The following is a 2,163-nucleotide window of genomic DNA, read 5'->3' on the forward strand; positions in this document are numbered from 1 at the left end:
TGGCGTTCTGTTTCCATGTTCCCCACTCCTCAAGTGTTTTCTTTAGTATACGCCTACAGGAGGAAAAACGAATGCAATTTAACTCAATTTATATATATTATAATTATTCAGAATATTACTTACTATATATAAACCTAATCCATTACTATTTTCCTTATTTAAATCAAATTTAACTTCAAATATTTTATCCATATTCGAAATTTTATTGTTACCGTATGAATTCTCTATATATAACCAATCATTAACTATCCCAATATTAATTACCCCATTTACATCGGTATATTTTACCGCATTACTAATCAAATTAGATAGAATAATCTTTAAAGCTGTTTTTCCTATATAAACATTCTCATCTAATATATAATTATTGACAGTTATTTTCTTTTGATTTGCTAATATTTCATACTTTTTTAATATGTCTTCTAATGTATCATTTATTTTCAAATATTCTTCATCATTATTCAAATTTTCTATAGAATGAACTGATAATATTTGAGAAATATTTTTTGTTAAACTATCAACGATTTCAATGCATTCATTAATATAAATATCTCTTTCTTTATATTTCCCAATATTGTATTTCATGTTTTCCAGTATTATTTTAAGACTAGCAAGAGGAGTTTTAAGTTCATGGGATGCACCTTTAAAAAAGTCATATTTTAACTTTTCTAATTTTAAAATTTCTTTATTTTTAAATTCCAAATCGTCAATTGTTCTTAATAAAGTAGAATACAAATCATTAATTTGTTGTTTTAATTCTCCAACTTCATCATTAGAGCTAACTTTTAAACGCATTTTTTTATCAAGTTTCATCATTTTATCAGTAACAATTTTTATTTCTTGTATATTATTTTTTATTAATTTTGCATAAATTAAAGAAATAATAGCAGAAAATAAAATTGATATTAATAAAGAATATGGTAAAAATTTAAGGCTTAAATCTTTCGCATCTTTTTGCATATCAGCTGTAGAAACAAATAGTAGAGTTGTTTTTTTACCATCATTAAGTTCTATTTCTCTTTCTTCAATTATCAAAGAATTACTATCACTGTCTAAATTAACATTTACATTGTTTTTGATTTGTATTTCATTCTTATTATTATTTCCTTTTATAAATGCTTTTATTTCACTACTCTTAGAAAAAAGATCCAAAGTTTGTTCTATATATTTTATTTCTTTTCCATCCATACTACTTGAAACGTCATTTGCCATTTTATGAATCGTTTCTTTTCTTGCCTCCAAATAAGTTCTAGGAAAGATTAGAAAAACTAATAAATGAACTAGTATAATTATTATTCCAAGAACAGAAAATATTTGTATGAACATTTTGGGAAATATCCTTAATTTTTTCATTGTCTCTCCAATTTATATCCTACATTTCTTATAGTAGTTATACAGTCTAATTTTAATTTTTTTCTAAGTTCTTTTATATATACATCTATTACTCGATCATAAGGAATTTCTTCACTATCTTTCCATACATAATCAATAATTTGCATCCTTGATAACACTTGTCCCTCATTATCCAATAAACATTTTAATACTTCTAGTTCTTTTGCATTTACATCTATTTCTTCACCATTAATTTTAGCTGTATAACTATTAAAATTAACCGATAGATCCTTATATTCAAACTTCTCTAAATGCCCGTAATTCTTCTTAATTAAAGAATCTATCCTCGCCTTTAAAACTGGCAATGAAAATGGCTTTTCTACATATCCGTCTACTAAACTAGTAAATGCATCAATTTTATATTCTTCATCACTAAATGCAGTCAAGATTAGAATTGGTAAATTGCTTCTCTTTCTAACTTCTTTCAACACTTCTAAACCATTTATAAACGGTATCTGAATGTCTAAGATAACCAATTTTATATCGCTATTAAATTTTGACAAAGCTTCTCTTCCATCTTTAGCTTGAATAACAGTATATCCGAATTCTGAAAGATATTCACTTATCCCTTCTCTTATCATATCATCATCCTCAACAGTTAATATTTTCATAGATTCCTCCTTCTATGTATGTATACCCTACTATATAGCATATTATTTGATATTTGAAAGTCAAAAACTCAACTTTCGCACTTGAAAAACCTATTTAACCCTTTGATATATCAATGTTTTTAAAGTCTTTAATATCAAAAATGTGCGCAAAAAGACACCT

Annotated in this window: 2 protein-coding genes; both read right to left on the reverse strand. The window is 25.1% G+C overall.

Translation table 11 applies throughout. The annotated features are described in order from the left end of the window. Positions 1-78: 78 nt before the first annotated feature. Complete coding sequence (locus tag BMZ71_RS14480; protein ID WP_086990981.1) at positions 79-1,353, reverse strand: sensor histidine kinase; 1,275 nt, start codon at positions 1,351-1,353, stop codon at positions 79-81. Then, positions 1,350-2,003 (reverse strand): response regulator transcription factor, encoded by a 654-nt coding sequence (locus BMZ71_RS14485; protein WP_086990984.1) that lies wholly within the window; start codon positions 2,001-2,003, stop codon positions 1,350-1,352. Before BMZ71_RS14485 ends, BMZ71_RS14480 begins: the two co-directional genes overlap by 4 nt. Positions 2,004-2,163: the final 160 nt, after the last annotated feature.

The sequence above is a fragment of the Trichococcus flocculiformis genome (assembly GCF_900113645.1).
GTDB classification, from domain to species: Bacteria; Bacillota; Bacilli; order Lactobacillales; family Aerococcaceae; genus Trichococcus; species Trichococcus flocculiformis.